The sequence below is a fragment of the Caldanaerobacter sp. genome (assembly GCF_049701115.1).
Lineage (GTDB): Bacteria > Bacillota > Thermoanaerobacteria > Thermoanaerobacterales > Thermoanaerobacteraceae > Thermoanaerobacter.
This window is the reverse complement of sequence record NZ_JBNATX010000020.1, coordinates 1-12,127: the sequence shown is the minus strand read 5'-3', so window position 1 is coordinate 12,127 and position 12,127 is coordinate 1. Positions and strand designations below refer to the sequence as shown.

12 protein-coding genes are annotated in these 12,127 nt (G+C 36.7%); 4 read left to right on the top strand and 8 right to left on the bottom strand.

All coding sequences use genetic code 11. The annotated features are described in order from the left end of the window. Positions 1 to 46: 46 nt before the first annotated feature. The 3 genes from sppA to ACPLVE_RS07020 are packed head-to-tail and all read right to left on the bottom strand — an operon-like array spanning position 47 to position 3,370. The gene (sppA, locus tag ACPLVE_RS07030; protein ID WP_424610857.1) at positions 47 to 970 is read right to left on the bottom strand and encodes a signal peptide peptidase SppA; all 924 of its coding nucleotides are present in this window, start codon (positions 968 to 970) and stop codon (positions 47 to 49) included. A gap of 13 nt (positions 971 to 983) precedes the next feature. Next, on the bottom strand, positions 984 to 2,651 hold the full coding sequence (locus ACPLVE_RS07025; protein WP_424610856.1) for a putative ABC transporter permease subunit: 1,668 nt from the start codon (positions 2,649 to 2,651) through the stop codon (positions 984 to 986). Continuing rightward, the gene (locus ACPLVE_RS07020) at positions 2,648 to 3,370 is read right to left on the bottom strand and encodes an ABC transporter ATP-binding protein (RefSeq protein ID WP_424610855.1); all 723 of its coding nucleotides are present in this window, start codon (positions 3,368 to 3,370) and stop codon (positions 2,648 to 2,650) included. Before ACPLVE_RS07020 ends, ACPLVE_RS07025 begins: the two co-directional genes overlap by 4 nt. Before the next feature lie 120 nt (positions 3,371 to 3,490). Between ACPLVE_RS07020 and ACPLVE_RS07015 the strand changes: the two genes are divergently transcribed. Next, complete coding sequence (locus ACPLVE_RS07015; protein WP_424610854.1) at positions 3,491 to 4,639, top strand: amidase domain-containing protein; 1,149 nt, start codon at positions 3,491 to 3,493, stop codon at positions 4,637 to 4,639. Positions 4,640 to 4,933: 294 nt separating this feature from the next. On the opposite strand, the gene ACPLVE_RS07010 is transcribed toward ACPLVE_RS07015, so the two are convergent. The 4 genes from ACPLVE_RS07010 to ACPLVE_RS06995 all read right to left on the bottom strand — a co-directional run bounded on the left by ACPLVE_RS07010 (position 4,934) and on the right by ACPLVE_RS06995 (position 7,728). Beyond that, on the bottom strand, positions 4,934 to 5,410 hold the full coding sequence (locus ACPLVE_RS07010; RefSeq protein WP_424610881.1) for an HDIG domain-containing metalloprotein: 477 nt from the start codon (positions 5,408 to 5,410) through the stop codon (positions 4,934 to 4,936). 9 nt (positions 5,411 to 5,419) lie between these two features. Further along, positions 5,420 to 6,946 (bottom strand): histidine ammonia-lyase, encoded by a 1,527-nt coding sequence (gene hutH, locus ACPLVE_RS07005; RefSeq protein ID WP_424610853.1) that lies wholly within the window; start codon positions 6,944 to 6,946, stop codon positions 5,420 to 5,422. A gap of 189 nt (positions 6,947 to 7,135) precedes the next feature. Further along, positions 7,136 to 7,339 (bottom strand): hypothetical protein, encoded by a 204-nt coding sequence (locus tag ACPLVE_RS07000; protein WP_424610852.1) that lies wholly within the window; start codon positions 7,337 to 7,339, stop codon positions 7,136 to 7,138. Between the two features lie 56 nt (positions 7,340 to 7,395). Then, a complete protein-coding gene (locus tag ACPLVE_RS06995) occupies positions 7,396 to 7,728 on the bottom strand; it encodes a hypothetical protein (RefSeq protein WP_424610851.1) in 333 nt (110 codons plus the stop codon). A 152-nt stretch (positions 7,729 to 7,880) separates the two neighbouring features. On the opposite strand from ACPLVE_RS06995, the gene ACPLVE_RS06990 reads away from it, so the two are divergent. After that, on the top strand, positions 7,881 to 8,786 hold the full coding sequence (locus ACPLVE_RS06990) for a M23 family metallopeptidase (protein ID WP_424610850.1): 906 nt from the start codon (positions 7,881 to 7,883) through the stop codon (positions 8,784 to 8,786). Position 8,787: 1 nt separating this feature from the next. Continuing rightward, positions 8,788 to 9,177: a bactofilin family protein gene (locus tag ACPLVE_RS06985; RefSeq protein ID WP_424610849.1), complete on the top strand. Its 390-nt coding sequence runs from the start codon at positions 8,788 to 8,790 to the stop codon at positions 9,175 to 9,177. Positions 9,178 to 9,205: 28 nt separating this feature from the next. Here ACPLVE_RS06985 and ACPLVE_RS06980 read toward each other — a convergent pair whose 3' ends face one another. Further along, the gene (locus tag ACPLVE_RS06980) at positions 9,206 to 10,642 is read right to left on the bottom strand and encodes a PLP-dependent aminotransferase family protein (protein WP_424610848.1); all 1,437 of its coding nucleotides are present in this window, start codon (positions 10,640 to 10,642) and stop codon (positions 9,206 to 9,208) included. Between the two features lie 172 nt (positions 10,643 to 10,814). Here ACPLVE_RS06980 and iadA point away from each other — a divergent pair, with 172 nt between their 5' ends. Further along, positions 10,815 to 11,993, top strand: a complete 1,179-nt coding sequence (iadA, locus tag ACPLVE_RS06975) for a beta-aspartyl-peptidase (protein ID WP_424610847.1) — start codon at positions 10,815 to 10,817, stop codon at positions 11,991 to 11,993. Positions 11,994 to 12,127: the final 134 nt, after the last annotated feature.

Here is a 12,127-nt window from a genome sequence, read left to right as displayed (position 1 = left end):
TCTGTACCCCTTTCAAAACGCAATACCTTATATAAAAAATTTGACCTCACCTATACTCATTTAAACTCCACTTGTCAATAAACAAAAGTCTTAATATCTCAAGCCCCGTACCTTCTAAATTGCCTCTTGCCCCACTTCCAAAAAGTATACTGAAAGGGTTTGGCGTTGTATAATATTTTAACACAGGCTTACCCTGTATTCCAGCTTCTTTCGCGGCAATGTCTACAGCATCATAGAAATCCCCCAATCTATCTACAAGTCCAACTTTAAGTGCCTGCCTTCCCGTGAATATTCTTCCATCTGCTAATTCCTTTACTTTTTCTATGGGCATCTTTCTTCCCTCAGATACAATCTCTACAAACTGTTCATATGTATCGTCAATAATCCCCTGCAAAATTTTTTTCTCTTCCGGTGTTAAATCTCTTGTAGGAGAACCCATGTCTTTATAAGGACCGCTTTTTATGGTTATTTCTTTTAACCCTAATTTATTGTAAAGTCCCTCATAATTCGTATACTGCATTATAACTCCTATGCTTCCTGTTATCGTAGCTGGATTTGCGACTATTATATCTCCACCGCACGCCGCCATGTATCCGCCGGATGCTGCAGCATCTCCCATTGCAATTATCACCTTTTTCCCTGACTCTTTTAGCCTTTTGATTTCTTTGTATATCTCCACAGATTTTGCTGCAGAGCCACCAGGGCTGTTTATTTTGACCACCACCGCTTTTACAGTACTGTCCTCCTGTGCTTTCCTTATTTGTTCAACTGGATCTGGAGAAAATTGAGGTATACCGAAAACATTTGTGGAAGTTACTCCTATAACACCTTCAATTGTTATAACTCCTATGGCATTGGAAGTTAATGATTTTTTGCTATCTCCAGAAGGTTGAGTAAAAAACAAAGAGGCAATGACTATCCCAAGTATAAGCACAAAGATTATAACTCCTCCTATCGCTTTTTTATTCATTTTTATCTACCTCCTATTCTTTTTCAAAATAAAGTTTTTTCACAGAAGCCCCGGCTAAAGAATAAAACTTGAAATTTAAAACTACTATCAAAATTTCTATAAAGGATATACTCAATACTTCCGGTACTTTCAATGTCTTAAATAGAAAAATCAACAATAAAATTATTGCTCCCATTACAATCGTTAGAATAAGAGTAAAGAGAACATTGGGATTACCTTTCATGGCTTTTTGAGGATTGTCCCATTCGAAAAAGGGCCTTCCAGAATCTATTAAAAGACCTATTATATTAACTAGCACCACCGCTGGCAAACTTAAAATCGCAACTGTAATTGCCATCCCAAATGATATTTTAAATAGGTAAATTGCCGTTATGTATGTTGGCACCAGTATAAGAAAAGATACAAAAACCCCCATAATCAATTTCGCTTCTAGTTGAAGATTGGGAGAAACAGGTAAAACCTTTGAAATGTAAAACAGCTTTCCTTCCCGCGAAAAAGCTGTAGAAGAAAGACTAGTACTCCCCGCAATAAACAAAGAAACCAGTATTCCTGCAGTAAAAATCCAAATCCCATTCGCGGAAGAAGAAATATACTGTAAAACCCTTTCAAACTCCATTTGCGATTGTGTAGTAAAAGATAGAAAAATTATAAAGGGAATTATAACAGCTATAGGAAAAACATTCATAGCATAAACAGGAACCCTTACAAAAAGCCTCCACTCTTTTAAAACAAGAGCATATAAAATTCCTCCAGCTCTTACATTTTTCTCTATATCTATTGCTTTCCTTCTCGATTCAATTTCTTGGCCTGCCATTAAAGCTTTAAAATACACTTTCTGCGCCGTTATTAGCATTAAGCTCAGAAGAGCCAAAGATACAACTATAAATAAAAATAAATTCACAATCCCTTCTATCTTATTGTAATAACATATGGCATATGCCCCCCAAAGAGAAGGCGGAAAACTTTTGGTGAGTATTTTAGCAAGGTCCACGTTTTTAACAAAAAACTCAAAAGCTGCATCTTTCCCCATGTCCGGTGTAGTTTTATTTACAAAATATTGAAATGCAAGTGCTACAATCAATGCTGCTGTACTTATTAAAATAGTAAAAAGATCTTTTTTCTTTCTTAAATTTGTAAATTTCATTATCCATAAAGCCATCACTGCATCTATTGAAAGGGGGACCATAGGGGCAAACAAATAAATTATTAACGCAATCAAATAGTAAAAAATCCCTGCTCCAGTTCCAATTCCGTAGATCAATATCGCTGGAAACATCAAAAAAGCTAACACTATATATTCATTTATAAGGATTAGAGCATATTTAGAAAATAAAATTTCATAAGGCTGAAATGGAAGGGAAAGCAAAATTTTTATATCATCAGAAAAGTAAAATATTGATATAACCCATAAAAACCCAAATATTAAAATAGTTATCTGTCCAAAAAACAATACCATTGCAGGCATGAGTTGGGGTTGATTCAACACCATACTTGCTGCAAATAATCCCTCCAGCTGCATAATATACACAAACAAAAACACGCTTACCCCTACTACAATTCCAAATAATGCAAGGTCAAATTCCCATCTTTGCTTTTTATTCACAAAATACTTCTGCTTTATTTGAGTAATTCCATAGTAATTATTAATTTGTATCTTCAAAAGGGATAAAAATCTGCTCATTTTTCTGTCAACTCCAAAAATATTTTTTCCAATGACTCCCATTCATGCTGTTTCTTTATTTCTTCCATTGTACCAGAAGCAATAATTTTGCCTTTATTTATTATAGCAATTCTATCACAAAGTTTCTCAGCTACCTCTAGTATATGGGTAGAGAAAAACACGGTAAACCCTTTCTTTGCATGATCTGCCATAAGTTCTTTTAACAAAAAAGAAGACTTCGGGTCTAAACCCGTAATTGGTTCATCCAATATCCAAACAGAAGGATTGTGCAACAATGCTGCAGTTATCAGAAGTTTCTGCCTCATTCCATGAGAATAACTCTGTATAAGGTCCCCTATTGCATTTTTTAAATCAAAAATTTCAAGAAAATATCCTATTCTCTCTCTCCTCTCATTTTCCCCTATACCGTAAACATCTGCTATAAAATTTAGATACTCAAGCCCTGTCAACTTTTCATAAACGTTCGGTTCATCCGGAACATATCCTATTTGCCTCTTAGCTTTTACAGGTTCTTTCTGGATGTCAATCCCGTCCACTAATATCTTTCCTGTATCAGGTTTTAATATCCCTACTATCATCTTTATGGTAGTACTCTTCCCTGCACCATTAGGACCTAAAAATCCAAATATTTCCCCTGGATTTACTAAAAGGTTGATATTATCTACGGCTTTTACTTTCCCATCGTTATAGGATTTAGAAACATTTATAAGTTCAATCAAAAACTTTCACCTCCATATCTTACCCTAATTATATCATAAATTGTTTAAAAATTGCCAATGAATATTAATCTTCCCGACAACATATTATTATCTTGAATTAAACTACAAGGAGGATGGACTTTGAAAAGCAAGCAGTCAATAAAAATATTTGCCTTGATCACCTTTATCCTATGTTTTAGCTACTTTTCAATAAATTTCTTCAATAAAACAATAGAAGCGACCTCAAATGGAGTGGAGGAAGTAAAAATCCTGCTCAATGAATTTTTCAAACAAAGGGGAAAAGCTCTACTAAACCAGGACTTGAAAGAAATTGAGGATTTTTATGATAAATCCTCGACTTACGGAAAATGGGCTTTAGACCACGAAAGAAGAAGAATAGAATATGTAAAAGGCTGGTCTGAAAAGCGTAATTTAAAATTCACAGAGGCCGAATCCTTTTACAGAATAAAAAGCGTGAAAGCTGGTGAAAATTCCATATGGGTATACGCAATCGAGACAATGAAAATGGGTTACGTCTACGACAAAAAAAGCGACATAATCAACCTGATGGGTCTTGGCATAAGGCATTCAATACAGCTGGTAAAATTAGACGGCAAATGGCTTATAAGAAGAGACTGGTACTATGACCCTTTAGATGAAGATTCTGCCTATATAGATGCAAGCCCCGCAGAGGGAATAATTCCCGACGCAACTCCTACTTCTATACCTCAGAAAGATGAAGAACAAAAAGCAAACAAAAAAGGCAAGTATGACAGAGAAAAAGCTGTAGCCTATGCAGATAAATACGCAGGAGCGGCATGGGGAAGTGGAAACAATTATGAGTACAATCCAAAATATAAAGATTATTATGGTGTAGGGGGCGACTGCACCAATTATGTGTCACAGGTTCTTCACGAGGGTGGTGGGTTACCAATGGACAACGTGTGGTTTTTTAATGGAAAAGACGCCTCCACCGCTTGGGCACAAGCTCCTGCTCTTTTTAACTATTTAATATATACTGGAAGAGGCAAATTGATCGCAAAAGGCCATTATCTGGATATGATAAAACCTACAGAACAATATCCTCAGGGAGCCATAAAGGCTTTAGAAAAAGGAGATTTGATATGCTATGAAGAAAAAGGTGAAATAGTGCACTTTGCAGTAGTAACTGGTTTTGATTCAATGGGAATACCTGTGGTCAATACTCATACCTCTGATAGATACCATGTACCCTTTGATTTGGGATGGGATAAAAGGGTGATATATAGATTTATACATATAAATGATTGAGCTAGAGAATATATCTCTAGCTCACAGACTGTTGACAAAGTGCTTCTTATTTAAGTGGCATTTTGTGTTAATGCTCCGGAGTTGCAAAGCGACTAAACTAAGGCTCACTTTTCGAGCTCCGGCGGGGTGCCGGCCAATTCGCCCTTCGGGCTCAGGTGGCCGCTCGCTTTGCTCGCCCCGCCTTCGCTTCTCAAGCTCGCCAAGTTTAGTTATCGCTTTGACAACAAGTCGCATTTACACACAAAATGCCACTTCTTTATTTTGTCAACAAACTGTGAACTAGAGAATATATCTCTAGCTCATTTTGTCTGCTTCTTGCAGTCTTTTTAGACCCTCATCAGACACTTCTTTATCGTGATGGTGCTCAACAAAATATACTACCCTTTCATTGCATCCCATTTCTCTGCATATATCTCTACTGTACTTCGGATGGTCATAGTAGACCTTCAAAAACCAAACATACTTTTTTAAGTGCATGGCAATAAAAGGAAACCGCTCCAAAACTACTGCTAGCACTTTCTTGTGGACAGTAAGAGGAGCTTTTATTTTTCCTATATCGTGAAAAAGTGCAGCTTTTATCAAGTCTTCATCCTCTACTCCATATTTTTCAATAATATAATAACAGGTATCTAAAGCATGCCTTTTCTCGAACTCGGGTAATCTATTAAAATATTCAAGCTCTTTTTCGTTTAATATTTTCAATAGAAATTTGTAATCTTCTTCAAAAACCCGGCTCTTTATCGCCTTAAGGTATTGTTTCACCCTCTTCACTAAATTCACCTACTCAAGTATTATTCCAACATTTTCTAGTACTTTTTCAATCATCCCTGAATTTATGATATCAAAGCAGGTATTTATGTCAACATAAAGTTCCCTGTCTTCTTCAAGAGGTTTTACTTTTTCCCTCACTAATTTGTAGACCTCATTTGTTCCCCTTCCTCTTCTAAAGCCTTGCCTGAATTCTAAAGCCTGAGAAGCCACCATAAGCTCTATGGCCAAAACCGTAGCAACGTTTCTGAGTACTTCCCTTGCCTTTCTTGCTGCAATGGTACCCATACTCACATGGTCTTCTTGATTGGCAGAAGAAGGTATAGAATCAACAGAAGCTGGATGAGCTAAAACCTTATTCTCTGATACTAAAGAAGCTGCAGTATATTGGGCAATCATCATTCCTGAATTAAGGCCACCTTTTTCAGTTAAAAAAGGTGGTAAGTCATTCAGCTGTGAATTAACCAGTCTTTCAATTCGCCTCTCGGATATATTTGCAATCTCAGAAAGGGCAATAGCAAGGAAATCCATTGCAAGAGCTACAGGTTCTCCATGAAAGTTTCCTCCAGATATCACTTCTCCATCATCGGGGAAAATAAGAGGATTATCTGTGGCAGAATTTATCTCTGTCTTTAGCACTTCTTCAACATAAGATATGGCATCCCTTACAGCACCGTGGACCTGTGGAATACACCTTAAAGTGTACGCATCCTGTACTCTAATTTGACCTTGTCTTGTTACAAGTTCACTTTCCATAACCATATTTCTTACATTTCTTGCACTGATAGCCTGTCCCTTATGGGGTCTTACTATCTGGACTCTCTCATCAAAAGCATCTATTATTCCTCTTAAAGCCTCCAATGTCAAAGAAGCCACGGCATCAGCCGTCTTAATCAGCCTTTTTGCATCGTATAAATTGAGGCATCCCAGTGCTGACATCACCTGAGTGCCGTTTATAAGAGCCAGCCCCTCCTTCGCACTTAAGGTAATAACAGGTATTCCTGCTTTTCTCATCGCTTCGCTGCCCGGCATCCTCTCTCCTTCATAAAAAGCTTCTCCTTTTCCTATCATAACTAGTACCATGTGGGCCAAAGGTGCAAGATCTCCACTCGCTCCTAAAGAGCCCTTTTCAGGAATCACTGGAATAACGTTTTTATTAAGCATATCAATCAAAGTATCAACAGTCTCAAGTCTTACTCCCGAATAACCCTTTGCGAGAGCATTTGTTCTCAAGAGCATGATCGCTCTTACCACATCTTCCGGCAATGGCTTTCCAACTCCACAGGAATGACTCATTATAAGATTTTCCTGGAGCTTTTCAGTATCCTCTTTAGAAATTACTACTTCACTAAACTTGCCAAAACCTGTAGTAATGCCATATACAACCCTTCCCTCTTTTAAATATTTTTCAACTATTTTTCTGGAATGCTTAATTCTCTCCTTAGCTATTTCTCCGAGTACTACTTCCCATCTGTCCCTTGCAACCCTTACCACATCCTCTATTGTCAGATTATTGCCATCTATGACAACTTTCTTCATGTTCCCCCTCCTTTCACGTTAATCCTTTACCACAATAAAATCAAAAAGGCGAGGATTTCCCTCGCCCCTATTTCTTATTAAATTGTAAAACAATGTAATCATATTGCCATCCCACTCTTTTCATTCTGCTTTATAAATTCTTATTCGACAAACATAAATAAAATCCTTCTATTTTCAAAATTTTAAATTTTAACTTTGGTCTAAGCTTGATAGTACCTCATCAAACACTCCTATCCTGCATTCTTTCTTATTAACATCCCAGTGCCTGCATATTTCACAGCTCCTCTCTTGAGGCGCCACAGACATAACATAGCTATTCCCGTAAAGGGATTGATCCAGCTCAAAATCTTCGCAACTTCTGCCAACTGCCCTTAATTGTTCTACGCTTGCCACATTCTCACCACCTATATTTGGTCTTTATTAAATATTTTCCGCTTTTAAAATACAAACTATTCACTGAGATAATAGGGAAAAGCGAATATAAGTGCCAAAAACCACATAAAAAACATGGCTATTATCAAATAATTCCCCCACCTTTTCATGTACTCTATATCTTCCCTAACTTCTGGAAGTTCTTCTTTGTAATAAATTTTTTTTATCAGCTTTATATCGTTCATCCAATAAAGCACATACAAAACTCCTCCTAAAAATCCAGCAGCAGTACCTATTAACAACAAATAATTACTATAATAAACATAAGAACTATGAAAACCGTTTATTACGATATTTGCAATAATCGCCCCTATACTCAAAATTATCCCCAAAATAATCCCCTTCTTCATGTTCCACCTCTTGCAGATGTTTTCTATAACTGATTATACCACAAAAATTGTTTTAAATATTAATAAAATTTAAAATTCAATTCTTAGGCAGGATTTTGGGGTATAGATATAGAATATATATAGTTGTCCATTTTTTTGGGGTGGGGGTAAAAATGGCTAAAAAAAAGCAAAAGTACATAGACATAATGGTCATTCCTGATCCAAACCGACAAATAAAAACCATAAGGATATCCATTCCCCTTTTAAAAACCTTTTTTACAGTAGCTGTCCTCCTTATATTTGCCTCCACAATTTCTCTAATTTATTTTACTAAGACTACTTCTTACTTGTACACTGTGATACTAGAAAAAGACAAGCAGATATCAGAACTCACTCAAATAAAAGAAGAACAGGATAAAAAAATTGCAGCATTAAACAAGAACGCCCAAATGGTAAACGAAAAAATCAAAAACCTAACAGAATTAGAAGAAAAAGTTAGACGAATGGTGGGACTTTCTTCCCCTCCTGCAAGCCGTGGAAATGTAATAAGGTCTATGAATCCTGATAACTCCATCTCCTATGACGACCAAACTACTACTCAACTTCTAACAGAAATTGATCAAAAAACAAGTGAACTCAACGACCTGATTTCTAAAGTAGAAGCAAGATTAAATTACCTGGCAGCTCTTCCATCAGCCTATCCGGTATACGGCACTATAACTTCTCCTTTTGGCATGAGGAAAAATCCTTTTGGATCCGGATATGAATTTCATCCAGGCATCGATATATCTGTCCCTATAGGTACGCCGGTTAAGGCTGCGGGAAAAGGTGTTGTGGTTTATGCGGGCTGGCTTGCAGGCTATGGAAAAGCAGTAATAATCGATCACGGATACGGCATTCAATCTGTATACGGCCATAATTCTCAAATTCTTGTAAAAGTGGGTCAAACTGTGGAAAGAGGCGATGTAATAGCAAAATCAGGTAATACAGGCAGGAGCACGGGACCTCATGTGCATTTTGAAATAAGGGTGAATGGAAATCCTGTAAATCCAATGAAATATTTAGCAAAGGAGAATTGACATGTTCCAAAAAAAAGGAACGGTAGAAGTGGATCCTGAAAAGATAGATACTGTTATAGGTAAAAATACTTTTTTTGAAGGTACGATCCGGTCTGAAGGAACTTTAAGAATAGACGGAAATTTCACGGGTCAGATAGAAACAAAAGGGAACGTAATCATAGGGGAAGGAGCAAAAGTTGAGGCAAATATATCTTCTGACAATGTAGTAGTATCTGGAGAAGTAAAAGGCAATATATTGGCAAAAGGGCAGCTCAAGATAACATCTACCGGAAAAGTATACGGAGACATTGAAGTTCAAAATTTAATGATAGAAGAAGGAGCCATTTTTGATGGAAAATCAAAGATGACCAAATCTTATCTTCATGAAGAGGATGAAAAGGAAAAAACTTAACCTTTTCATCTTCTCTCTTTATATTACTTTATATTATAGGAATGTAAACTTCAGTATCATTCTCTATTTCTTCAAAAACGTTTTTTAATATCTCTATTCCCCTTCTTATATCTAGTACATCGCAAGAGGCAAAACTCAACCTCAAAAAATTCTCTTCTTTTTTTATGCCAAAGAACATATCCCCTGGAACTATCAAAAGCCCCTTATCAAGACATTTTTGATATATATCTGCAGCTTTTACATCTCCTTTCAATTTGACCCAGAAATAAAATCCCCCTTCTGGTATTTCAAAATCGATGATGTAACTCTTCAATTTCTCAAGCCCTTCTCTCATTGCTTCGAATCTTTCTTTTATAACCTGTCTTATTTCTTTAATATGTTTTTCCCAAATGTTTTCCCTTAAATAAAGGTCAAAAGCTCTCTGCATCAGACCAGAAGTAGTAAGGTCTGTCACATATTTAGCTTTAAGAAAACTGCTTACAAGTTTTTCTGGAGCTATTATGAAACCAAGTCGCAGTCCTGGCATATGGACCTTAGAAAAGCTTTTTAGATATATCACTCTATCGTACTTGTCAAAAGCCTTTAGAGGAAGCACTTCTTTCCCCGTAAAAGATAGTTCAATTGCAAAGTCATCTTCTAAAATGTAGGTCTCGTATTTCTCCGCTAATTCCACAAGCTTTTCCTTTGTTTCATCGCTATACAAAATTCCGGTAGGATTATGAAAATTTGGCATAACATATATGAACTTCGGCTTAAATTTTTTTAATTTTTCTTCCAGATTCTCAAGGTCGATTCCGCCTTTTTTCAAATCTACTTCTAATATGTCTGCACCACGAGATTGGAAAGATGCCAGAGCCCATGAATAGGTGGGTCTTTCCACAATTATCGTATCACCAAAATTTATTAAGGCCTTTGACACAACATCTATGCCTTGCTGCCCCCCAGAAATAACTTGAGTCCTTTCGATTTTTGTCTCTATTCCATAAAGCCTAACGAAATTCACAATTGCCTCTCTTAAAGGTCTATATCCCCTGCTGTCCTGATACTCAAAAGCATATCCCCTATCTCTTCTCAATACCCTGTTTATGAGTTCTGCAAACTCATCTACAGGGAAAAGTTCTGGATTTAAGGAAGAAGAAGCAAAATTTATAATTCCTTTCTTTACATGGATTTCTTTATGTTCGGAAATCTCAATATCTTCTAGAAGATCTCTATCCCTCTGAAGCCCCTCACAGACATAGGTTCCACTTCCTACCTTAGTATACACATACCCGTTTTCCTCTAAAAGCCTATATGCGCTGACCACTGTGATAATGTTGACTCCCAGCTCTTTTGCCAGACTCCTTATAGTAGGAAGTTTATATCCAGGAGGCAGGCTCCCATTTTCTATAAACCTTTTAAATTGAGAATAAATTTGAAGATAAATTGGAATGTCCTTTTCTCTATCAATGAAAATTTTTTTCATGGTCTTCCCCTCACAATTGTATCGCTACAATCCTCATATTTATCATAACAAAAATTTTCTCTCTTTTCAAAGTGAATTCTAATCTACTTTCTTCTAACTCTATTTTTTACCATCTTTTTGTTATAATATTAGTGTATCCATGAAAAACTATTAGCGAAAGGAGGCTTCTTTGATGTTTCTATTGCTCAAAAGATTAAATGTATACTCACCTGAGCCGATAGGAAAAAAAGACATACTGATATGTGGAGAAAAAATCATTAAGATAGACGACGAAATAAAGCCTTTTTATGAGTTTGGAGCTGTAGAAATAGTAGAAGAAACAGAAGGCCTAATAGCCGTCCCAGGTTTCATTGACCAACATGTACATATAGCAGGAGGAGGCGGAGAAGGAGGCGCTGTAACCAGAACACCTGAAATAACCCTTTCAGATATAACAAAAGGCGGTATAACCACTGTAGTAGGCCTTTTAGGAGCCGACGGAATAACCCGAGGAATGGCTTCTCTTCTTGCAAAGGCCCGAGCATTAGAACAAGAAGGTATAACCACTTATATATACACAGGCGCCTATGAAATACCTACTCGCACCCTCACAGGAAGTGTAAGGTCTGATCTCGTCTTAATTGACAAAGTCATCGGTACAGGTGAAATCGCAATTTCTGACCACCGGTCTGCACAGCCTACAGTAGAAGACCTGACAAAACTTGCAGCGGAAGCTAGAGTAGGAGGGTTATTAGGGGGAAAACCCGGTATAGTACATCTTCACGTAGGCGATGGAATAAGAGGACTTACTCCTGTATTCGAGATTGTAGAAAAAACAGAGATACCTATAAGTCAATTTGTACCCACCCATATAAACAGGGCATCCCACCTATTCGAACACGGTTTAAAATTCATAGAAATGGGTGGAACAATAGATTTAACTTCTGATATAAAGCCAGACGCTCACTCAAAAACTGCTCTCTCTCCAAAAGACGCAATCAAAAAGGTACTTGAAAATAAGCTTCCCATAGAGCAGGTAACCATGAGCTCCGACAGCAATGGAAGTATTCCCGTCTTTGATGAAAATAAAAAACTGGTAAAGGTCATGGTAGGAAGCGCTGAAACACTGTACAAAGACCTAAGAGAGGCTATAATAGAAGGCATTGTTCCCCTTGAAATAGGGATAAAGATAATAACAGAAAATGTAGCAAAAGTATTAAACCTTTATCCCAAAAAAGGAGCCATTTCTGAAAAATCAGACGCTGATATTGTGATACTAGACAAAAACCTCAACATCCATTCTGTCATTGCAAAGGGAAAATTCATGATAAAAGAGGGAAAAATCATCAAAAAAGGCTTCTTTGAAGAATAATAAAGTAAAAAAACAAGTCTAGTTAAAAAACACCTGTTTCAGATTATTATAAAGACTTTATGACTGTTGTAAACAGTCTCAGACTGTTGACAAAGTGCTTCTTATTTAAGTGGCATTTTGTGTTAATGCTCCGG